This window comes from Lentilactobacillus kefiri (assembly GCF_007989105.1).
Lineage (GTDB): Bacteria > Bacillota > Bacilli > Lactobacillales > Lactobacillaceae > Lentilactobacillus > Lentilactobacillus kefiri.
In genome coordinates, this window is record NZ_BJVK01000004.1 from 15,016 (window position 1) to 35,613 (window position 20,598).

A 20,598-nucleotide genomic window follows, 5' to 3' on the forward strand; every position below is an offset into this window, starting at 1 on the left:
ACGAATTCAAAAAATAGGGCCAGTGTGAAAGATCACTTTCACGACTGGTCCTACGAAGACTACATGCCACTTTCAATTTGGTGCATGACATAATTAACAACTTTTAATGAACTCAAGCCATCGTTGATTGCACAGAAACGATTGTAGAAATTCATAAATTTCTGGTTGGCGGACATATCCGGATGAGCCAGGGCGTGATTGATTTCTTCCAAAAGCTGTTTGGAATTTTTCGCAATTTTACCTGGGAGATCCTTCTCGTAGTTTAAGTAGAAGCCCCGCAGTTCTTCCTTGTACAGATGGTAATCGTAAGGATAAAACAGAATTGGCCGCTTCAGGTAAGCATAATCAAAGAAGACTGACGAATAGTCGGTAATCAGCAAATCAGACACTAAGTACAAATCACTGATGTTTGGATAGTTTGAATAGTCATAAACAAAGTCTGAGTAGTCAGAAATGTCCAAAGCGTTGGAAATCAAATAATGCATCCGTAAGATTAATACCGTGTCGTCACCAAATGATTTTCTAAAGTCGTCCAAATCAAATGGCAACTCAAAGGTATACTTCCCTTTTTCAGCAAACTGATTATCACGGTACGTTGGCGCATACATGACAACCTTCTTGTCCAAAGGAATCCCAAGCTGCTCCTTAATGGCATCGATGTCTTGAGGTTGAGTATTAATTAATTCGTCATTCCGAGGATACCCAATCTTTAGGATTTGGTTATTAAATCCAAATGCGGAACGGAAAATCTGGGTGGAATAATCATTGGGTGAAACCAATGCATCCCAACGGTTGGCTTCACGAACAAAGTTTTTGTGATACTTTGCCGTCGTGGTACCAGGCATTGAAACATTTTCAATATCCAATCCAAGATTTTTAAGCGGTGTTCCGTGCCAAGTCTGAATATAAGTTACGTAGTTCGGCTTCTTAACCCAACTTGGGAACCGGGCATTGCTAATCCAAAACTGAGATTTCTCCAGTACCCGAACCCATTTGTTCGTTCGACGGACAACGTAGGCAATCTGATTTTCCTTACAGAACTTCTTCTGTGAGCGGTCAATTGACCAAATCATATTGATCCCTGGATATAAAGTCTTGAAAACTTTATAAATTGCGTATGGACTGTCACTGACCTGACGGCCGCCAAAACTTTCAAAGATAATGGTGGTATTGTCGTATGGTGAATGACCCGACTTGAATAAGAACCGCATCCGAACCAGGTTAAGCTTGTCTTGAACCATTCTGATAACATCAAGCACTGTTGAAGCTTTGCCGCCGGCTGCACCGACTTTTTGAATCAGTGAGGCACCTGGGAATTCTTTAACCAGAATGCCGTTGTCAAACCGTTTCTCCAAAGTAATTTCACGATTTCCCGGCAATCGAATGTCGGTTGATTGACCAGCCAATGACTTGGAGATGATCAAACGCTGCTTAATCTCTTTGCCGTTCAATTCGTATTCAATAAATAATTCACCGACTGAATTTTGTGGAATATCGGTTAACGGAATCGAGACAGTGAACATCCCTTCAAACAACTTTTTGCTGACTGGATATTCCAATTTGCCATTGGTTGAATGATTCTTGAGAATAATTCGTTGGTTTTTAATCAGCGTGCCGTTAATTTTGTTGTATCCGGTAATCTCCAGGTCAACATCGGTTAAGTTGACTGAATTGATCATGAACTCTTCGTCTGATTGACGGGTCCGAATATTAAACAGCGCCATTCCTTGGGCGTCACTGTTAAATTGGTAATAGCTGGTAAGTTCCAATTGGTGACGATCACTCAAATACTCACTTTCAACCTGAATGACGTTTTTGTTGGTCAAACTGTTGTTAATGAGAAAAATTTGCCATTCAAATTCTGTTTGATCTTCAGATGGAAAATGAAAATCTTGAGCATCTATGTTAACCCGAATAATATTATGAGTCAGAACTTTACTGATCGGCTTCATAATCGATGCCAAACTATTTTTTTCGACAAACAAAACGTACGCAGTCTCTAAGGGAACTGTCACGTCCAAAAGTTCAAATTCCAGAACCTGTTTGCCCTTCTTTTGATGTACTCCTGATAATATCGCTCGCACTATAATTTCCCCTTAATAATTAAAGATTCGTTTGCTTGGAAGATACTTTGAAGCATCAACAATGTTGTCAATATCGATATATGTTCGGGCATCCTCGATATTCATATTCAGCAAAACCTGGTGATAAAAGGCATTGATATCGTCATAACGATGATAATCGCTATAGGAAATGGCCTTGGTAAAGATTTCCTTCCCCTGTCCTTCATAAGTTTTGAGCGCCTCATCGTTGGACTTCGTATTGGTATCTTGAATCTCAGTCAGGTCCTGCGGTGCAGAAATGGTTGAATTTGCTGTAACGTTGTAACTGACTTTTTGATTCTTGATGTAATTGGTAAAGCGATAGACTAATTGTCCTTTGGCATTTAACAGCAGACTTTCATCCAACGTATCATTCACATATTCGCCAATTCCAAACAACCGATCCTGATCATCGTAACTATTGATTTGAATAATTCGACTATTATTATCGAAATACAGTGTATGTAAACGAACCGCACCTTCGCCAAATAAGGTTTCGGCAACAATGTTGCCATCTTTGTCGATATAGCGGGAAACCGGCATTTTGCCCTGATGTGAATCGTATTCTTGAAGCTTCGATAAATCCGGATCAACGAAATCATCTGCTTTAAGACTCACACCATCATGATCGGCGTATATATCGGCCAGTGAAATCAACCGGACACTGGGGGTGTCAACCGGTAAATCAATTTTGTTAAACTCACGCTTGGCCTGCCAGATTTCATCAAAATCAGTCATTGCAAGCATCACGACAACTTGAAAATCATTATTGACCAATGATATGAGTTGCCGCCTAAAAGTTGCTTTGCGAATTCCTTGAATCGTCGTTGCCAAAAAGATCGCTCGTCCCATAATTCTCCTCCTGAATAAAAACGAGGCTGAGACAAAACATGTAGTCTTGTCCTCAGCCTCATTCGAATCTCATATATACTACACGCGTTTATATGTTACATAGCTGAAGTATGCGACAACCACCTAAAAGTCTGCTTATTTCGGGATAACTCCCACTAAACCAACTTAGATGCGGTCTGGCACGCTGCTTTTTACGCTTTCCAATCTTCAGTATCAGTCAGACCGAGGTCTTCCTTGATCTTAGTGGTTGAAATTCCTTCCGTTCTAGGCAGATAGACAACTTCACAATAATCCTTTAAAAAGTCGAACTTGCCCTTCCAATCGTCACCCATGACAAAAACATCGATGTTTCGATCTTGAACGTCATGAATCTTTTGATCCCAATTGGTTTCAGGAATCACTTCATCAACATATTTAATTGCTTCAAGAATATATTTTCGATCTTCGTATGACGTATATGCCTTTTTACCCTTTTCAGCATTAAACTCATCTGATGACAAGCAAACTGTTAAGTGGTCACCAAGTGCCTTGGCCCGCTTTAATAAACGAACATGGCCCTTGTGCAGCAAATCAAACGTTCCATACGTAATTACTTTTTTCATAGAATCTCCTACTTAATCATTACTTAGAATGTGAATAAAACAAACACATCTTAAATAGTAGCATAATCACCGTCAACGTCAATATTTATTATGGATTATTAACGTTTTTGTCTTATTCCAACTGATAAATGGTGTACATGTGAATCACAACAACCTTAACGACAGCGTATAGTGGGACCGCTAAAATCATCCCCATTAAGCCGGCAATATTTCCAGCTGCCAGCAAAATAATAATAATTGTCAATGGATGAATTTCAAGTGATTTCCCGATGACGTTTGGATAAACCAGATTTCCATCAATCTGTTGGACAATCAACACAACAATGACGTTGTAGATAACGCCCCAAACACCGCCGTGTGAAAATGACACAAACAGCGCCGGCGCAATTCCAATATAGGGCCCCAAGTAAGGAATAATGTTGCAGATCCCGGCAATCACACCCAACAACAATGCATATGGGATACCAATAATCACATAGCCAATTGCCGTAAACGTTCCAACAAACAAACATTCAATCATTTGACCGGAAATATACTTGGAAATGGTGCGGCTCATCTTGGCAAGCAGCTCCATTGTCTGTTCACGATGACGGGCCGGCAAAAAGCCTTTAATCGTTGGTGCCAATCGGTAGCCGTCCTTTAACATATAAAACAGCACAACCGGAACGGTCACCGCAATAATAACAGCATTGGCAGCCGCTGAGATAAATCCGCCCAGTCCATTTGTAACACCGTTAAATATTGTTTCAGCATACTTGTTAACGTTGCTGGAGAGCTTATCTGTCAAAGAGGTAAAGTCAATTTGTTTTAACAAACGTTGCGAATTCAAATCTTTAAAAATCTTATCAACCAGCTTTTGCCCTTGACTAGCTGCATCCGGAATCTGATTAGCCAGCGTAACCAGCTGATTCAAGATTTTAGGAATAAACACCGTTGCTGCCAAAGCAATCAGCCCAATGAGCAGCAGGAACACCAGCGTTGTGGCCCAGGTTCTTGTGACCCGATGCTTGCCGATCCTGATCTTGGTAATCAAATTGACGACTGGATTGAGCATATAAAATAAAATTCCGGCCACTAAGATTGGAACAAAAACCGTTGAAAAGAAGATGGCAACTGGGGAAAAGACAAAGTTAATCTTGGTGCAGACCCAAATGATTGCCACCACAATCAAAATTTCCAATGACCAAAACATAAGTGATGAATTTTTTAATCGTTCCAGCATTCGTAGGCTCCTTTGCTTTTAAATAAATCACGTCATTTGTTTATAAGGACAATTGTAGCATAAATAAAAAATGGCCGATGCAATAAATTGCACCAGTCATCCCTGAGAAGTTAATTGTTAATTGTGACGTGACAGTTCCAAATATCGTTGGTACCAAATGGCAATAAATTCCTTTGAAAAAGGTCCCTTTTCGTTTTCAATCCAGTCCACCAAGATGCGCACATTGCGTTTTAAAATGTGATCAATCTCCGGGCCGTAATTCCAACGCTTACTGAATGTTAAGTATTCATCGGCATCCAGTAATTTGCGGGAACCGTCTGGGAAAACTTTAACGTCCAAATCGTAGTCAATGTATTTTAAAGCTTCCTTATCCAAAACGTAAGGTGATGCCAGATTGCAATAATAGGCAATTCCGTCATCCCTGAGCATCGCCACCACGTTAAACCAGTAATGTTTATGAAAATAAACCAGAGCCGGTTCACGGGTTACCCAATGCCTGCCATCATCCTCCGTTACCAAAGTATGATTATTACAACCTATCAGTGAATTTTCGCTTGTCTTTAGTACCATGGTGTCTCGCCAAATTCGATGTAAGCTGCCATCGTGCTTGTAGCTTTGAATCGCAATAAAGTCTCCTTCTCCAGGTAATTTTTGAAGTCGTGGCATGTATGGTACCCACTTTCTGACTCAGCTAACAGCTTCGATTGTTGCCAATCCAATTGTCATTATATCAGAGTGGGGAATATTTTCGAAATTATTTATTTTCCAGCTTTGCCATGGCAATCGTAATATCGTCCATTAAGAAACCTTTCCGATAAAGCGCCTGTTTAATTTTTTGATTTCGCTTATACGGTTCAAGCCGTGAATACTGCCGGAAATACTTTTCAGCGACCTTATCGATCACTTCATGATCCTGTTCTGCCATTTCCGAAGTATCCGTTTGGTTCATAATTTCTTCAATGTCTCCATATGGAAATCCACGGCGCATCAAAAGTTCCTTTGTTTTATTCACAGCCATCTTGGCAGAATCGCGCTTGTATTTCTTGAGCTGCTTTTTGGCAACTTCAACCCCAATTTCAAGCACATCCTGCTCCGGATAATAGTGGTCGAGTGAATTTTCAACATAATTCGCTTCAACCCGCTTATCCTTTAAGTGACGACGAATCCAATCGGGGCCGTTTTTACGTTCTCTAACCACCGTGCGAACATAACTATCGGCATACCTTTGATCATCAATCAAAGTCTGATCGGCTAAAATATCGATAACTTTGTCAATCGCATCTTCATCCTCGGTAATATCTGCCAGCTTCTCGCGCACCTCATACTCAGTTCGCAGATTATGGGCCAGATAATTCAATGCCCGACTATGTATCTTTGAAATGTTGTCGGCATTTTTCAGCGTGTCAATCAGCTTGTCGTCAACTTCCATTCCTTTAAACACACGGTATTTAATAAATACCTCTTCACTAATTGGAAATGCATATTGACCGTCAACGTAAACGTTAAAACGGCCCTTTCGTTTTTGAGCTTCAATTTTAGTGATTGTTTGAGTCATGAAAATCCTTTCCTTCACGCGTTATTGAAATTCACTTTAAGTTTTCAATTTGGTATACTAAAACCAATTTAAGATAGAGGATGAAAAATATGATTACTGCTCACGTAGTTTACGCAACAATTACAGGAAACAACGAAGATATCGCTGATATTGTAACCGAGGCGCTTGAAGACGCTGATGTTCAAGTCGAGGAAACCGAGATTTCTCAAACCGATCCGTCAGTATTTGAAAATGTCGACATTTGTGTGGTTTGTCCATACACTTACGACGAAGGCGCCCTTCCCGAAGAAGGAATGGACTTCTATGACGACCTCAGTGAACTTGACCTTAAGGGAAAAATCTTTGGGGTTGCCGGATCCGGTGATGTCTTCTACGAAGAATTCTACAATACTTCAGTCGACAAATTCGAAGAAGCCTTTGAAAAAACTGGTGCCACCAAGGGTTCCGAGAGCATCAAGATCAATTTGGAACCAGATGAAAAAGACATCGAAAAATTGGATCACTTCACATCTGAACTGGTTGCCAAAGCAGGCAAATAGTTCCGTCAATCATTCATATACGATAAAAGCCCGGGCAAATTTTTATTTTGTTCGAGCTTTTTTCTTTTTGCGCTGCTCTCGGCGATGCTTCCTCAAAGCCTTTTTCCAGACAGTTTCAAGGGCATCCTGCTGTTCCTGAATTTTTCCCTGACGAATTTCTTGAATGGTTGCGTTAATCACACCGCCAAACAACATGATAATGCCGGAGAAATCCAACCAGAACATTAATACAATAAACGTTCCAATTGTCTTATAAGCATCAATTCGTCGCGAGAAGAATCTCAAATAGAAAGTAAATCCCTGTGCCAGAATCATCAGTCCCAGCGTGGCAATCAAAGCACCAAACCAAACATACCGAAACTTCACTTTGGCAGTGGGAACGATGTAAAACAACAGGCTTAACAGCAGCCAGGCAACGACAATGGTCCCGGGCCACTTAACCGTGCCGATCAAGTTCAAAATCCAATGAGGCACATTCAAGATTGGATTCAGCCATTCGAAGAACATCTGACTGAATGCAAAGACAAACATCAAGACAACGACTGCCATGACTAGAACCAGCATCCAAACAAATGAAATTAACCGATTAGAGATTGCGTTTTGATTCTCGGCAACTTCATAGGTCTTGTTGATACTTCGCTGAAAGGCCGCAATTGCTCGGCTGGCAGACCAGATCGTCACAATTAAACCAACTGACAACTGACTGGCACCACCACTTTGAAGTGTTGAATTAATGATCGGTTCCAACATACTGTAAATTCGTTCCGGAAACAGTGGCTTGATATAAACTTCAACTTCACTCAGGTGAATATGAAATAAATTCAGGACACTTCCAATGATGAAGAAAATTGGAAAAATCGACAGTAAAGTATAGAAGGCCAATACTGCCGCCGAATCAGAAACGTTCCCTGCTGAATAACGTTTGATGACTATTTGAATAAAATTTTTAGTGGATTCGTATAAATGCTTCATCACTGATCGTCTTTCTCAAATTATTGATTAAATTGTTCCTTAATCGCATTAAGGATTCTGGTCGATGCGTGGCCATCTCCGTAAGGATTCTTGGCTTCTGCCATCTTTTCATATTCTTTGGGATCATCCAATAAACGTTCCATTTCACGTTTGACAACTTTGGGGTCGGTTCCCACAAGTCGAAGAGTGCCGGCCTTAATGCCTTCCGGCCGCTCAGTCGTATCACGCAAAACCAATACCGGCTTTTTCAATGATGGTGCTTCTTCTTGAACACCACCGGAATCAGTCATGATAAAGAAGCTTCGGGCTGACATGTTGTGGAAGTCCAAAACATCCAGCGGTTCGATCAAGTGAACGGCTTTAACACCATCAAAGACTTCGTGGGCAACTTTCTGAACTGCCGGGCTCAGATGAACCGGGTAGACAACTTCCACATCGGGATGGCTGGCAAGAACTTCCTTAATCGCCTGGAACGTCCGTCGCATCGGTTCACCCTGATTTTCACGACGATGCATTGTCAACAGAATCATCTTGGAGTTTTCTTTTAATTCATCGAAAACAGAATGCTGATAATTCTCAGTAACGGTTTGTTTTAACGCATCAATCGCGGTGTTGCCAGTCACATAAATGTTTTTATCAGGATGGTTTTCTTTAAGTAGATTATCCCTGCTTAACGATGTTGGGGCAAAATATAAGTCTGCCAAGACATCGGTTAACTGACGGTTCATTTCTTCAGGGTATGGTGACATTTTGTTCCAAGTTCGCAGGCCGGCTTCAACATGGCCGATTTTAATCTGGTGGTAAAATGCACTGATACTGGCAGCAAATGTTGTTGTCGTATCACCATGAACCAGAATAATATCCGGGTTGGCTTTCTCAATAATTGGATCCAGTTCGCTAATCACCCGAGTTGTAATATCACTGAGTGTTTGGCCCTTTTTCATGATATTTAAATCATAATCAGGCTTGATATGAAAAACATCCAGGACCTGGTCAAGCATTTCCCGATGTTGGGCAGTTACAACCGTAATTGGCTGAAATTCATCCAAATGCTGCTGCATAAGTAAAATAATTGGTGCCATTTTAATTGCTTCGGGACGAGTCCCAAAAATGGTCATCACTTTAATAGTTTTCAATAGTTCAATCCCCCTTGTATGTGATTAATTATATCAAATATGACGAGAAACTTAATACCTACTTAACTTTGCAAAAATTAGGATATGGTATAATCTGTTAGATGTTCATTTTTTTACATAGACTAACTGGGGGAAATCTCTCAGTTACTCATTAAGCAGAATGGGTCCAAGCGGATTCAAGCTTACCAATAATAGATTGCAAAAGCAAAGTCATAAACAAAAGTACTGGAGGAAATATTTTGAAAACGATCAGTCTAATTGTTCCTTGTTATAATGAGGAACCAACGGTTGAACTTTTCTATAACACGACAGAAAAAGTATTCGATAAATTAAACGCATCCCATGAAGAACATTATCAGCCAGACTACCTGTTCATTAACGATGGCTCGGCAGATAAGACATTGGATGTCATGAGGAAACTCAACTCCCAGCATCCAGACGAAGTCCATTATATTTCATTTTCAAGAAACTTCGGTAAGGAATCGGCGTTTGCTGCCGGCCTTTCCAACGCCCATGGTGATTATGTTGCGGTAATGGATGTTGACCTTCAGGATCCACCTGAGTTACTGCTCCAAATGGTTGATATTCTTGAAGACCCTAAACAGGATTATGACGTTGTCGGCTGTGTTCAAACCAGTCGGAAGCAAAATCCAATCCGGGCTTTTCTTTCAGCAAGCTTCTATAAAGTCATTAACAAGATGTCAAAGGTTCAGATGAAGCAAAATGTCCGTGATTATCGTCTGATGAGCAGACAATACGTTGACGCCATTTTGAAACTGCCTGAATATAATCGTTTCAGTAAAGGCCTCTTTTCATGGGTTGGATTTAAAACCAAATACTTGGAGTATGAAGGGGTTCCCCGGGCAGCCGGTGAAACTTCATGGTCACTCTTCCAGTTGTTTGAATATTCCATGGAAGCAATCGTCGATTTCTCTGACGTCCCATTAAAAATGGCAACGTTTGTTGGAATCCTAACCTTTATTTTATCGATTATCGGCCTTTTTTTCGTTGTCATCCGGGCAATGTTCTTCGGCGGATCGGTTAACGGCTGGGCCTCAATGGTTTCAATCATCTTACTATTAAGTGGTGTCCAACTCTTCAGTTTGGGAATTTTGGGAACCTACATTGGAAAAATTTATTTGGAAACCAAACACCGTCCAAAATTTGTGATTGCGGAGAAACGTTAATATGATTAGTCAAATGAAGAAGCTGTATGATAAATATCAGGAACTAATTGCTTATGCATTTTGGGGTGTTGCAACGACAATCGTGAATGTTGCTGTCTTTGCAGCGCTTCATTTATGTACCAGTTGGAATTATATTATAAATGCCTCTATTGCCTGGTTTCTGAGTGTCTTGTTCTCTTACCTGACAAATAAAGCATATGTTTTTCACTCCCCTTCGAAGTCGTTAAGAAGTGATTTTATCGAAATGGTTTCTTTCTTTGGTGGAAGAATTGCAACTTTGCTACTTGAATTTGTTATGCTGTGGATTGGAATTACACTAATGCACCAAAATCAAATATTAGTAAAAATTCTCGAAAATTTAGTTGTGATCGCCATTAACTATTTCTGGTCAAAATTATTAGTTTTCAATCATAAAAAGCAAGCCAAGTAAGGATGGTGAACAAATTGTCAAAATTAAACAGACAAACCCTCAGAGAAAAGCGCCAAGAATTTCCAAAAGGCTATTACACCAAAGCTGATGGATTTAAATTATTGGCAATCGCAGTTGTCATGGTTGCCGTTCTAGTAGTCATCGCAGAATATTTAATGTAATCAAACCAATATAAAAGGACCGGTAAAATCGTTTTGATTTTTACCGGTCCTTTTTTGATATGCGCTAGTTTGCTAATGCCCGTTCCAGTTGCGTTTGCCCAACGGTCATCAACCAGCAGAAGAAACAATAAATGACGGCGATCGTAATATAAATTGTCATGTAATCCTGGTTTGCCCCGGCAACAATCTGGGCATCCATGAACATTTCACTGACGGTAATCATTGCCGCCAACGAAGTCCCCTTGAATAAATCCAACAAGATATTGCCAAGCGCGGGAATGGCAATCTGGAAAGCCTGTGGAAAAACGATTTTCGAGATCACCTTCCGGTATGGCAGGCCAAGCGAATACGCTGCTTCCCATTGACCGTGGTCCACCGCGCTAAACGATGACCGGTAAACCTCCGAGACAAAGGCACTACAGTTGATCGTAAAAGCAATCACCGCCGCAGGAAGAGCATCAGCCCGAAAACCAAAGTAAATGATAAAGAGTAATACCAGCATCGGAACTCCCCGCATAAACGAAATAAACGCCCGTGCCGGATAATGCAGCATCTTGTGATGGCTTAGCTGGGCCAATGTCAAAAACAGGCCTAATATCAGCGACAAAACAAAACTAATCGCCGTTAATGCAATTGACATTGGAAAGCCAGCCAAGATTCTCGGAATGGAACGAAATGCCAGTGGTGCATTAAAGAAATTTGGAATCGACAAATACTTAATTATATCCAATATCCACGCCCACCTTACTTAATCGTAAAGGTCTTGGAAATATGAACATGTGGCTGTTTAGTTACATCTGCATGATAATACTTCTCTGAAAGTTTCTTTAAAGTACCGTTTTTCTTAAGTGTTTTAAGGGCATTATCAACCTGTTTTTGAAGCTTGGTGTCACCCTTCTTCATCAAAATGCCAACACCTTTACCATCCTCATTGGTTCTAAAGTACATATTTGGCAGGATCTTCAAAGTATTGTTTGGAACGGCAGCTAAAGCTAATTTTTGCAGATAATAATCGTTCATGATCAGATCGGTCTTACCGCTTTCAACATCTTTCAAATAAATATCATTTGAAACGTTGTTGTAGTTAACGGTTTTTGCGCCCAGTTGTTTTGCTAAACGCTGGTAACCGGTTCCGGCTTCCCCGGCTGCTTTTTTACCTTTAATATCAGCCCAGGAATGAATTCCCGAATCACCCTTTTTTCGAACAACAATGCTATTAAATGAATGTTTGTAAGGTGTCGATACCGCAAACTCTTTGGCTCGCTGTGGTGAAACAGCAAAATCATTTGCGGCCATGCCTGCTTTACCGGTCTTAACAGCAGTTTCCTGGCCATCAACATTCATTTCTTTAAAAACAACTTTTCTCCCCAACTTCTTGGCAACAGCACGGACAACTTCGACGTCAAAGCCAGTCAACTTATTGGTCTTTTGATCATGGAACGATGTGGGATACAACGTACCGGATGTTGCAACAGTGAGTGGCCCTTTATCAGCCGATTTCTTTTGACCACAGCCGGTAACGATCAAGCCCAGAACAGCAAACAATCCAAGTAACATTAACCAACGAAATTTAATTCTGCGCATAAATTGTCAACCTCCTAAAGTTTTTGAACCATCATCATTATAGGCATGTGAAAGCGATTTCACAAGCATTAGCATTTACTTGTGTAATATTATAAATATGACTAACATTTTAATAAAAATACAGTTAACAGGAAGCCCGATGAATCTTTTTATGCTTGCTTGAATTGCCGTAATATCAGCCCTTATAGCACTTACTATTTTATCTCCCATTAATAACCCCCTTGAACCATGCTCATATCAGCATATAATAAATATATTTGGAAATGCCGTTAATCACTCGTGAAAAACAACCGAAATGGAGGACTATTGATGGATTTAAAAGAGAATCAGGCACAAGCTAATGCAAAACTGCCAACTCTGGAAAAGATCAGTTATTCGTTTACCGATATGGCCGGAAATCTGCTGTACGTCAGCATGTCTAGCTACATCCTTTACTTTTATACGGATGTTTTTGATATTCCAGTATCGGCTGCCGGAATGATCATTTTGATTGCCTGTATTGTTGACGCGATCAGTGCAATCTTTTGGGGATCGATCGTTGACCATACCCATACAAAATGGGGTCAAAGTCGGCCGTACTTCTTATGGCTGGCAATTCCATTTGCGCTGAGTACATTTTTGGCCTTCACCGCGCCTAATCTGCACGGTGTCGTCAAACTTTTGTACGCCGGGATTACATATGTCTTAGCTGCCGGGGTTATCTATACCGGTATTCAGACCACCATTTCAGCCATCCTGCCAAATTTGACCCTCAACCCCACCGAACGAATTGGCGCCAATTCTTACCGGATGGTTGGAAGTTTGATCGGATCATTTATCACTAGTACCTTCACATTGCCCCTGGTCGCCTTCTTTGGCCACGGAAATGATAAACAAGGCTTCATGATTGTCATTGCCATATTCGGCGTGGCAGCAATTTGTCTATTGATCACGGCCTTCAAAAATATGCGCGAAAGAGTGCCGGTCAGTCAAAAGTCACTCCCCTTTAAGCTAAGTCTGAAGGCCACCGTTGGAAATGCTCCCTGGTATTTACTGGTCATTTCCTTTGCCACCTTCTGGATTGCCCAGGCGGACCGAAACAGTTTTTCAACTTATTATGCCAAATACAATCTGGGAAACGCGGAACTAGCAGCCGTGTTCAATGGCCTGCAGGTTCTCGGAATCATCTCCAGTATTTCCGTTCCCTTCATCGTCAAGATTACCAACAAAACGGCTACCATGCTGATCGGCTTGGCAATTGGTGCTATTGGGCAGGCAATGATGGCATTTGTTGGCGGCAACTTCATTCTCGTCATTATCGCTTGGTCAGTTGGGGTTCTTGGATCCGCATTGGCAATGGCCATGCCATTCGCAATGCTCGCTGATACCGTTGATTTTGGCGAATGGAAAAGCGGCATTCGAGCTTCAGGATTCCTCACGGCCGTTGGAAGTGCCTTTTGTATTCAACTTGGATCAGGCTTCGGTAGCTTTATTCCTTCCAAAATATTGAATGTTGCAGGATTTGTTGCCAATAAGACACAAACTCATCAAGCATCGTCAGCCATCAGTTTTTGTTTTATCTGGTTGCCGGTCATTATTTACGGAATCGTCGCATGCATCATGATCTTTTACCGAAAATATGAAAAAATGGAGCCACAAATCAAAGCTGATTTAATGGCCCGTGCTGAAAAACGAAACTAATTGTGCTTAATATAAAAGCAGAACCAGAATGATCATCTCAACGATGACTTCTGGTTCTGCTTTTTTTACTTATGAATCCCCACATTCTTGATAATGACCCCACCCGGACTCGAACCGGGATCAACCGCTTAGGAGGCGGGTGCCCTATCCAGTTGTGCTATGGGGCCAAAAACACCTGCACTACAATTTTCTCATTTATCCACAATGCTGTAAAGAGAAATTATCCTTTGGTTCGCTTGTAGTGCATCCCCTTACGCTTGGAATGCTTATGTTTCTTTTTACCCTTTGGCTTTGGAGCAGCAGGTCTTTTCGCAGGCTTCTTCTTGGCATCAAACTTCTTTTCTACCGCACCGTTGGACTTGGATTCAGACGCTTTTTCTTCTTCATCCAAATTAACCGGCGTTGTTGGTCGCGTGTCAGACAGTTGATTACCGTCAAAAAAGATATTTTTCAACTGATATCCGTATGGTTTAACCAACTTCTTGATATCTCTCAGGTCATGATCGTCACCCATGTTGATGACCATCCCATCTTGATGCATGCGGCCGGTTCTGCCGACCCGATGAATATAGGTTTTCGGATCAGACGGTAAGTCAAAGTTGACGACGACCGGTAACTTTTCGATGTCCATTCCCCGAGCGGCAACGTCGGTTGTCAGTAACAGCCGAATCTTACCATCCCGAAAATCTCGTAACGCCTTTTGACGGGAAGTTTGGCGCTGCTCACTGGTTAAAGTGGCGGCTTCTTTAATGTGTCGATGCATCAAAAAGCCGGCGACCTTTTGGAGTGTATCCAGTTGATCAAAGAACACCAGTGCTTTGAAATCCTTCATGTGAAGAAATCTCAACAGCATCTGCTCTTTTTTACGATTGGAAACTTCCAAAAGGGTGTGCTTTACTTCCCCTCTGGTATCGTCAATGTCGGAAACATCGTACGTTTGAATGTCTTGAATAAACCAGCGATTGATGTGTTCCAGAAGGTCATTTTTAGTCGCTGAAAAGAATCCGAGGGAAACATCATCCGGAGCCAAATCAACCAGTGACCTGATTGAAGCCAGCGTATCCTCACTCAACAAATTGTCAGCTTCATCAATGACAATGGCTTTAAGCGAATCCAATTTTAATTTACCCAGATCGATCAAATTCATAATTCGACCGGTCGTCCCGACAATCACGTTGGGATGCTCTTTAAGCTTGTCCTCTTGCCGGTTGATATTGGCACCACCGATGATGCCTTGAACGGACAAGCCAATCAGCTTTCCCCATTCCAACAGCACTTTTTGCGTCTGCATGGCCAACTCGGCAGATGGTTCGATGACTAATAATGCCAAACCATCTTCAGGCTGAATATTTTCAAGTAACGGGAGCGCAAACGCAACCGTCTTGCCGGATCCGGTTGGGGCTAATCCCAAGACACTTTTACCATCCTTTAACGGCTGATAAACAGCTTTTTGGATGGCTGTCGGTTTTTTGTAGCCTAACTTGGCTGCATGTTCTTTAAATTCTTCTATCACAATGGGTCTCCATTTTCTATTGATTTACTTGTGTTCACCCACAAATGAAATATGGGCGTCTTGTCGAAGGTTATAAATCACTTTATTGACATAAACACTCAGTTGACGCCAATAGTCATAATCCTTCTTATTTTGTGGAATCTTGGGATCGTTAATCACTCTGGCAAAATCTTCTACTTCTGGAAGCATGGGATTTTCGTCGATAGTGTTGCCAATCACCTGTTTATTATTGTCATCATCGATATAAATGACCGTGTTAAGCTCACCAGCATCATCAATCTCAATTAAATCCTTCAGACCATATATTTCTGAGGTCATATGCGAATTGGTGATCTTGGAGAAGTTTAAAGTCACATTATACTCCGGATAACGTAAAATTGCTGTACCCTTTCCGTCAACACCGGTTCTAATCAGCTGTGGGAAATAAGCAGTTTCTTCAGGCATCCCAAATAGGGCAACAGCATCGTAAACCGTGTACACACCCAAATCCTGCAGGGCACCTCCGGCATACTTCAGTGAAAAGACATTTGGCTCCTGGCCTTTAAGAACCAGATCATACCGGGAAGAATATTTCGAGTATGTAAACTCGGCGCCCTGAACTGTCTTAAAATCACCCAACTTCTCTTCAATCGAGTGGAAGTTTTCCGTGTGAATATTTCTGGCAGCTTCAAAATACAAAACGTTGGGATTGTGAATCAGCAGCTCTTGAATTGTGGCCATTTGCTTTTGCGTGCTAAATGCCGGCTTTTCAACAATCACATTTTTACCATTTTGAATGGCTTTTTGTGCCTGCTCGAAATGCAAACTGTTTGGCGATGCAATATAAACCGTGTCAAAATCACCCTGAGTGAAAAATGAATCTAAATCCGTAAAGGTTTCTTTAGCACTGTTTTTATCCGCAAAAGCTTTGGCTGTCTCTTCATGTCGGGAATAAACAGTCGTTAACTCAAACTTCTGTGACAATTTGATTGCGTCAATAAATTGCTGGGTAATCCAGTTAGTTCCAATTATACCTAACTTAATCAATGTGATAACCACCCTTCTTTAATTAAATTGTAACAAGCTTTTAACCCAATGAAAACGAAATCAGACACTCTCTGTTATATTTATCAAGTATACTTAGTGTCTAATATGCTTAGGGGGATGATTTTTTGCGCAAATGAAGTTTATTGATTTTTATGGTGTCCTTTTTAATTAGTCTTTTTCATACGAAAAAAGCACCTAAGAATCAGCCAGATCCTGCAGATCCACTGTTTTTCGTAGGTACCTGGCAATTTAAGGATCACCGTAACCGAATCCATCGGTTGGAAATTGGTCCGGATTTGAAATTATTAATCGATGGCAAAGATATGTCAGCCAAGGTTTCATTGTTAACCAGATATGAGTTATCATACATTGATAAATTTGGTTACAAATTGGAAATTCGTGGAAACGAATCTCAACCAATCAAATTCTATGACGAATCCGAAAATTACACCTATGATTTGCATTCAGCAAACGACTCAAAGATTGCTGATTAACGAGACCTGACATTCGTTAGGCCTTTTTTGTTTGCTCAAATCCCTAGTCAACATATCGATGCCACTCTGAGCGATTACCGTTGAAAACAGACATTGGCAAAAAGACCAGCTGTCTGTCCAACCTGAAGTCTTTCTTGCTGTCCGCTTGAATAAAGGTCGCGTCGGCATTTGGTTTACCGATCCGACCGTTTGTCAGCCAGAATTGCGTCTTCGAGTTGGCCGTCAACTTAAGGCTCTTGATAATTTGCTTGGTAGCAGAAATCACCACCGGCCGTTTATAGTAGTTTCGCAATAACGCTGAAAGGTAGCGAACTTCTTTGCTCGCTTTTTTCCAGTGAATCGACGATTGATTAAAGCTCCCATAATATTGAATTTGGATACAGATTGGCAGACTCCCGGTATTGTATTTAACCTGACGGACAAAGTTTTTGAACTGCGCAGTCGGTGAACTTGTAAAACTGAAATAATGGTAAACACCGATTGGCAGCTGGGAACCCTGGCTGCGTTGGAAATTACTCGTAAAGCTGTCGTCCGTGTATGCTGCTCCCTGAGTGGCTTTCAGATAGACAAAGCTGATCCCTTTGTTCTTCAAACTTTCGAAATCAATGTACCCGTTATTTTGGTTGATTGTGACCCCACGGATTGGGTACTTTTTAAGCTGTTCATTTTCATGCCAACGAATTAACAGAAATCCTGAGATAATCACCAGGATCACCAAAAAAATGCCGAGACCTACCCTTCGAGTGCGCTTTCGGCGCTGGTAAGTTTCAGCATATATTGGTTGAATGTCTCTTCGCTTCATATAAAAGTCATCTCAGTTACCCGACAGCTAACAAATTAGCTGCGAGTGCTCTCAATAATATTTTGAACGTTGCGAATCGTATCTTCAGTTGCCGGTCCCATTCGAACCGTTGCCATCATAAATAACGTGTCCACAATGGCCAACTGGGCAAGAAGCGAATACATTCCTTCTGAACGGTAATTTGATTCATCACTGGATGAAATAAATGTAATGTCACTGTGAGCGGCAAGTGGTGAATCCGGATAACTGGTAATTCCAATTACCGGTACCTTCCGCTTCTTTAACGTTTCTGCCACCTTCAGGGTTTGTCGGTTCTTCCCTGAATGTGAAACGACGATTGCGCAATCTTCCTCACCTAATTTTACAGCTTGCATCAACTGTACGTCAAAGTCAGGATAATAGAAACACTCAATCGAGGTTCGGAGAAATTTGTGGTAACCATCCAACGCAGCGACTGACGAACCGCCAAGGCCGAATAGCCCCAGACGACGGCAGTGAATAATTCTTAATACTGCGCGAGCAAATTCGTCTTCATCAATGCCGGTGCGGGTATCTTGAATTGCCCGTTGACTGCTGTTGAAAATCTTGTCAGCAATTGTCCCCAAAGAATCATTTGCATCAATATCTTTAAAGATCGGCAAATTCTGCGGCCGTAACTGCGTATATGCCAAAGCTAACGTGAACTCACGAAAATTACCATAACCCAATGTCTTCACTAATCGAGACACTGAAGCTGTCGAAGTTTCGGTGACGGCTGCTAAATCTTCAATGTTTGCTTCAGATGCTGCTTGAGGGTTTTCCATCACGTACTTGGCAATTTTCTTGTTGGTTCTGCTTAACTCATAAAATGACTGTTTTAATAATTGAACTGGCGAGCTCATAATGATCACCTTTCATGTTGTGTAAGTGTCTTATTTTCATCAATGTAAATATTTTACAACAAAATCCTTGCATTGTGAAATTGTTTTTCATATAATTGTGTTTGCGTTTACAAAGACAGGAAATTCAAGGGTCAAAATGTTTGAAGTCTCCTGCTTATAATGATATTTTTAGTTAGAAGCGGTACCGAGCCAATTCTTCGTCAACAGACATTTGGTTAACGATGCAGCTATATTTTTTGCAATTATTTGAAAGCGCTTCGGCCGTTGCTTAACTAATACAGAAGGGAAGTTATTTACATGGATTATACGCTAGGTGTTGATATTGGAACAACCAGTGTTAAAACCGTGCTCTACGATGTTAAGGGTAAGGTTCATGGATACTCCAACAATGGATATCCACTATACCAGGACACCCCTGATATGGCCGAGGAAGACCCCGAAGAAATCTTTTCAGCAATGTTTGACGGCATTACTGAACTGGTTCGGAAGGCCAATATGAAAAAAGGTGAGCTCAAAGGAATTGCATTTTCATGTGCCATGCACAGTTTGATTCTTTTGGATGACGACCATAAGCCACTCACCCGAGCAATTACTTGGGGCGACAACCGGGCCGTCAACTATGCCGACAAGCTGAAAGCAAGTCCTGAAGGCATGGAAATTTACAAACATACCGGAACACCGATTCACCCAATGACACCTCTTACCAAATTAATTTGGCTGAGAAACGATAAACCGGACTTGTTCAAAAAGGCTCGTTGGTTTGTTGGAATTAAGGAATACATCCTTTATAAATTATTTGGTGTCTTAAAGGAAGACTATTCAATCGCCAACGCAACCGGCATGTTCAACATCTACAATATGGACTGGGATGACCAGGCATTGAAGATCGCCGGCGTTACCCGTGACCAATTACCTGAGTTGGTAGATACAACCTACCAGTTAAAGGGAATGCATGAAGAATACGCCAAAGTTTTGGGAATCGATATTAATACCCCATTTATCATTGGTGCATCAGACGGTCCCCTTGCCAACCTTGGTGTCAATGCCATCAAACCCGGTGTTGTCGCCGTTACAATTGGAACTTCAGGTGCTGTTCGGGTTGTCACCGACAAGCCTCATACCGATCCAAAAGCCCGGGTATTCTGTTATTACCTTGCTAAAAACATGTGGGTGATTGGTGGACCTGTTAACAACGGTGGCGTTGTCTTCCGTTGGGTCCGTGATCAACTTTGCGCACCTGAAAAAGTAACCGCTGAACAAATGCATATTGATCCATATGACTTATTGACAGAAATTGCTGCCAAAGTTCCTGCTGGATCAAATGGCTTGCTGTTCTTCCCATTCTTAGGCGGCGAACGGGCACCAATTTGGGATGCCAACGCGCGTGGCTCATTCTTCGGATTGAACCGGACCCATACCCGTGCGGATATGATTCGTGCCGTTTTGGAAGGAATTGTTTACAACCTGTACACCGTTGCATTAGCCCTTGAAGAAGTTGTCGGCCGCCCTACCAGCATTCAAGCAAACGGTGGGTTTGCCCGTTCTGCTCTTTGGCGTCAAATGCTGACCGATATTTTCGAACAGGATGTTGCCATCCCTGAGAGTTTCGAAAGTACCGCCCTTGGTGCAGCCACTCTTGGCATGTACAGCTTAGGTTTAATTGACAGTCTTTCCGACGTTTCCAATTTTGTCGGAACCACGGTTGTCCACCATCCAAATCCAAAGAACTTCCAGTCATACCGGGAACTCATTCCAATTTATATTCGTTTGAGCCGTTCATTACAGCCAGAATATAAGAATATTGCCGAGTATCAACGCCGTCATGAGCACGATGATGAAGACGCCAAAAAATCTGATTAA

Annotated in this window: 21 protein-coding genes and 1 tRNA gene; 7 read left to right on the forward strand and 15 right to left on the reverse strand. The window is 41.5% G+C overall.

Features of this window, described 5'->3' with window-relative positions; translation table 11 throughout:
* Positions 1 to 59: 59 nt before the first annotated feature.
* The 6 genes from LKE01_RS02380 to recX all read right to left on the reverse strand — a co-directional run bounded on the left by LKE01_RS02380 (position 60) and on the right by recX (position 6,333).
* The gene (locus LKE01_RS02380; RefSeq protein WP_056983166.1) at positions 60 to 2,084 is read right to left on the reverse strand and encodes a CDP-glycerol glycerophosphotransferase family protein; all 2,025 of its coding nucleotides are present in this window, start codon (positions 2,082 to 2,084) and stop codon (positions 60 to 62) included.
* Positions 2,085 to 2,096: 12 nt separating this feature from the next.
* On the reverse strand, positions 2,097 to 2,954 hold the full coding sequence (locus LKE01_RS02385) for a hypothetical protein (RefSeq protein ID WP_054769443.1): 858 nt from the start codon (positions 2,952 to 2,954) through the stop codon (positions 2,097 to 2,099).
* Positions 2,955 to 3,145: 191 nt separating this feature from the next.
* Positions 3,146 to 3,556: a glycerol-3-phosphate cytidylyltransferase gene (tagD, locus tag LKE01_RS02390; RefSeq protein ID WP_056983168.1), complete on the reverse strand. Its 411-nt coding sequence runs from the start codon at positions 3,554 to 3,556 to the stop codon at positions 3,146 to 3,148.
* A gap of 112 nt (positions 3,557 to 3,668) precedes the next feature.
* Positions 3,669 to 4,778, reverse strand: a complete 1,110-nt coding sequence (locus tag LKE01_RS02395; protein ID WP_082619766.1) for an AI-2E family transporter — start codon at positions 4,776 to 4,778, stop codon at positions 3,669 to 3,671.
* A gap of 117 nt (positions 4,779 to 4,895) precedes the next feature.
* Positions 4,896 to 5,444: a nucleoside tri-diphosphate phosphatase gene (gene ntdP, locus LKE01_RS02400; RefSeq protein ID WP_054769445.1), complete on the reverse strand. Its 549-nt coding sequence runs from the start codon at positions 5,442 to 5,444 to the stop codon at positions 4,896 to 4,898.
* 88 nt (positions 5,445 to 5,532) lie between these two features.
* A complete protein-coding gene (gene recX, locus LKE01_RS02405) occupies positions 5,533 to 6,333 on the reverse strand; it encodes a recombination regulator RecX (RefSeq protein ID WP_056983169.1) in 801 nt (266 codons plus the stop codon).
* An 89-nt stretch (positions 6,334 to 6,422) separates the two neighbouring features.
* Between recX and LKE01_RS02410 the strand changes: the two genes are divergently transcribed.
* Entirely contained in the window at positions 6,423 to 6,872 is a 450-nt protein-coding gene (locus LKE01_RS02410; protein WP_056983172.1) for a flavodoxin, read from the forward strand.
* A gap of 42 nt (positions 6,873 to 6,914) precedes the next feature.
* On the opposite strand, the gene LKE01_RS02415 is transcribed toward LKE01_RS02410, so the two are convergent.
* Both LKE01_RS02415 and wecB read right to left on the reverse strand, forming a co-directional pair.
* Positions 6,915 to 7,844, reverse strand: a complete 930-nt coding sequence (locus LKE01_RS02415) for a YihY/virulence factor BrkB family protein (RefSeq protein WP_056983174.1) — start codon at positions 7,842 to 7,844, stop codon at positions 6,915 to 6,917.
* 20 nt (positions 7,845 to 7,864) lie between these two features.
* Positions 7,865 to 8,980 carry a non-hydrolyzing UDP-N-acetylglucosamine 2-epimerase gene (wecB, locus tag LKE01_RS02420; RefSeq protein ID WP_056983175.1) on the reverse strand — a complete coding sequence of 372 codons (1,116 nt, stop codon included), beginning with the start codon at positions 8,978 to 8,980 and terminating at the stop codon, positions 7,865 to 7,867.
* Positions 8,981 to 9,219: 239 nt separating this feature from the next.
* Here wecB and LKE01_RS02425 point away from each other — a divergent pair, with 239 nt between their 5' ends.
* Genes LKE01_RS02425 through LKE01_RS12025 form a run of 3 tightly spaced genes read left to right on the forward strand, consistent with a single transcriptional unit; the run spans position 9,220 to position 10,758 of the window.
* Positions 9,220 to 10,167 (forward strand): glycosyltransferase family 2 protein, encoded by a 948-nt coding sequence (locus LKE01_RS02425; protein ID WP_056983177.1) that lies wholly within the window; start codon positions 9,220 to 9,222, stop codon positions 10,165 to 10,167.
* A gap of 1 nt (position 10,168) precedes the next feature.
* Positions 10,169 to 10,597 carry a GtrA family protein gene (locus LKE01_RS02430; protein WP_054769447.1) on the forward strand — a complete coding sequence of 143 codons (429 nt, stop codon included), beginning with the start codon at positions 10,169 to 10,171 and terminating at the stop codon, positions 10,595 to 10,597.
* A gap of 14 nt (positions 10,598 to 10,611) precedes the next feature.
* The gene (locus LKE01_RS12025) at positions 10,612 to 10,758 is read left to right on the forward strand and encodes a hypothetical protein (RefSeq protein ID WP_162259780.1); all 147 of its coding nucleotides are present in this window, start codon (positions 10,612 to 10,614) and stop codon (positions 10,756 to 10,758) included.
* A gap of 64 nt (positions 10,759 to 10,822) precedes the next feature.
* Here the strand turns inward: LKE01_RS12025 and LKE01_RS02435 are convergent, their stop codons facing one another.
* Both LKE01_RS02435 and LKE01_RS02440 read right to left on the reverse strand, forming a co-directional pair.
* Entirely contained in the window at positions 10,823 to 11,488 is a 666-nt protein-coding gene (locus LKE01_RS02435) for an amino acid ABC transporter permease (protein ID WP_054769448.1), read from the reverse strand.
* 14 nt (positions 11,489 to 11,502) lie between these two features.
* On the reverse strand, positions 11,503 to 12,342 hold the full coding sequence (locus tag LKE01_RS02440; RefSeq protein WP_054769449.1) for a transporter substrate-binding domain-containing protein: 840 nt from the start codon (positions 12,340 to 12,342) through the stop codon (positions 11,503 to 11,505).
* A gap of 309 nt (positions 12,343 to 12,651) precedes the next feature.
* On the opposite strand from LKE01_RS02440, the gene LKE01_RS02445 reads away from it, so the two are divergent.
* The gene (locus tag LKE01_RS02445) at positions 12,652 to 14,022 is read left to right on the forward strand and encodes a glycoside-pentoside-hexuronide (GPH):cation symporter (protein WP_056983179.1); all 1,371 of its coding nucleotides are present in this window, start codon (positions 12,652 to 12,654) and stop codon (positions 14,020 to 14,022) included.
* 94 nt (positions 14,023 to 14,116) lie between these two features.
* On the opposite strand, the gene LKE01_RS02450 is transcribed toward LKE01_RS02445, so the two are convergent.
* The 3 genes from LKE01_RS02450 to LKE01_RS02460 all read right to left on the reverse strand — a co-directional run bounded on the left by LKE01_RS02450 (position 14,117) and on the right by LKE01_RS02460 (position 16,561).
* A tRNA-Arg gene (locus LKE01_RS02450) sits at positions 14,117 to 14,189 on the reverse strand.
* Positions 14,190 to 14,242: 53 nt separating this feature from the next.
* Positions 14,243 to 15,535, reverse strand: coding sequence for a DEAD/DEAH box helicase (locus LKE01_RS02455; protein WP_056983180.1), 1,293 nt, complete (start codon positions 15,533 to 15,535; stop codon positions 14,243 to 14,245).
* 24 nt (positions 15,536 to 15,559) lie between these two features.
* Positions 15,560 to 16,561 (reverse strand): Gfo/Idh/MocA family protein, encoded by a 1,002-nt coding sequence (locus tag LKE01_RS02460; RefSeq protein WP_054769004.1) that lies wholly within the window; start codon positions 16,559 to 16,561, stop codon positions 15,560 to 15,562.
* 152 nt (positions 16,562 to 16,713) lie between these two features.
* Between LKE01_RS02460 and LKE01_RS02465 the strand changes: the two genes are divergently transcribed.
* Positions 16,714 to 17,055, forward strand: coding sequence for a DUF4828 domain-containing protein (locus LKE01_RS02465; RefSeq protein ID WP_095344810.1), 342 nt, complete (start codon positions 16,714 to 16,716; stop codon positions 17,053 to 17,055).
* A 43-nt stretch (positions 17,056 to 17,098) separates the two neighbouring features.
* Here the strand turns inward: LKE01_RS02465 and LKE01_RS02470 are convergent, their stop codons facing one another.
* Together LKE01_RS02470 and LKE01_RS02475 are read right to left on the reverse strand one after the other, a co-directional pair.
* On the reverse strand, positions 17,099 to 17,857 hold the full coding sequence (locus LKE01_RS02470) for a GH25 family lysozyme (protein WP_056983182.1): 759 nt from the start codon (positions 17,855 to 17,857) through the stop codon (positions 17,099 to 17,101).
* Positions 17,858 to 17,892: 35 nt separating this feature from the next.
* Positions 17,893 to 18,738, reverse strand: a complete 846-nt coding sequence (locus tag LKE01_RS02475) for a MurR/RpiR family transcriptional regulator (RefSeq protein ID WP_056983184.1) — start codon at positions 18,736 to 18,738, stop codon at positions 17,893 to 17,895.
* Between the two features lie 297 nt (positions 18,739 to 19,035).
* Here LKE01_RS02475 and gntK point away from each other — a divergent pair, with 297 nt between their 5' ends.
* The gene (gene gntK, locus LKE01_RS02480; protein ID WP_056983187.1) at positions 19,036 to 20,598 is read left to right on the forward strand and encodes a gluconokinase; all 1,563 of its coding nucleotides are present in this window, start codon (positions 19,036 to 19,038) and stop codon (positions 20,596 to 20,598) included.

Coding starts and splice junctions, on each gene's coding strand:
- LKE01_RS02445 (WP_056983179.1), top strand. CDS start 12,652: ATGGATTTAAAAGAGAATCAGGCACAAGCTAATGCAAAACTGCCAACT.
- recX (WP_056983169.1), bottom strand. CDS start 6,333: ATGACTCAAACAATCACTAAAATTGAAGCTCAAAAACGAAAGGGCCGT.
- LKE01_RS02385 (WP_054769443.1), bottom strand. CDS start 2,954: ATGGGACGAGCGATCTTTTTGGCAACGACGATTCAAGGAATTCGCAAA.
- LKE01_RS02440 (WP_054769449.1), bottom strand. CDS start 12,342: ATGCGCAGAATTAAATTTCGTTGGTTAATGTTACTTGGATTGTTTGCT.
- tagD (WP_056983168.1), bottom strand. CDS start 3,556: ATGAAAAAAGTAATTACGTATGGAACGTTTGATTTGCTGCACAAGGGC.
- ntdP (WP_054769445.1), bottom strand. CDS start 5,444: ATGCCACGACTTCAAAAATTACCTGGAGAAGGAGACTTTATTGCGATT.
- LKE01_RS02470 (WP_056983182.1), bottom strand. CDS start 17,857: ATGAAGCGAAGAGACATTCAACCAATATATGCTGAAACTTACCAGCGC.
- LKE01_RS02395 (WP_082619766.1), bottom strand. CDS start 4,778: ATGCTGGAACGATTAAAAAATTCATCACTTATGTTTTGGTCATTGGAA.
- gntK (WP_056983187.1), top strand. CDS start 19,036: ATGGATTATACGCTAGGTGTTGATATTGGAACAACCAGTGTTAAAACC.
- LKE01_RS02415 (WP_056983174.1), bottom strand. CDS start 7,844: ATGAAGCATTTATACGAATCCACTAAAAATTTTATTCAAATAGTCATC.
- LKE01_RS02475 (WP_056983184.1), bottom strand. CDS start 18,738: ATGAGCTCGCCAGTTCAATTATTAAAACAGTCATTTTATGAGTTAAGC.
- LKE01_RS02430 (WP_054769447.1), top strand. CDS start 10,169: ATGATTAGTCAAATGAAGAAGCTGTATGATAAATATCAGGAACTAATT.
- LKE01_RS02465 (WP_095344810.1), top strand. CDS start 16,714: ATGGTGTCCTTTTTAATTAGTCTTTTTCATACGAAAAAAGCACCTAAG.
- LKE01_RS02410 (WP_056983172.1), top strand. CDS start 6,423: ATGATTACTGCTCACGTAGTTTACGCAACAATTACAGGAAACAACGAA.